Below are 297 nucleotides of genomic sequence, written 5' to 3'. Positions count from 1 at the left end.
GGTCGACTACATCCTGAAGCCCTTCGAGCCTGCGGAAGTGCTGGCGCGCGTGGCCGTGCACCTTGCGCTGTCAAGCAGCCGGCAGCAGGCGCAGGCCTGCATCGCGCAGGCCGAGAGCGCCGTGGAAAACGCGAAACGGGAACGCGGCACCGACACCCCGGGCGCCGACCACACCGCCCGCGTGCTCGCGCAGGCCGTCGAGCGCCTGGTGCGCGCCGACCTGGCGAACGTGCCCACCCTGCCCGAGTTGGCGGCGCGCGTGGGCACGCACGAAAAGCGGCTGTCGCGCGTGTTCCG

1 pseudogene is annotated in these 297 nt (G+C 72.7%); it reads left to right on the top strand.

From position 1 onward, the window contains the following. Positions 1-297 (top strand): annotated as a pseudogene (locus tag ACZYSP_RS35435) (DNA-binding response regulator); the annotation flags it as partial.

Source organism: Variovorax sp. F042 (genome assembly GCF_057814215.1).
Note: the sequence above shows the minus strand (reverse complement) of the source record. Positions and strands in the feature narration are given on the sequence as shown.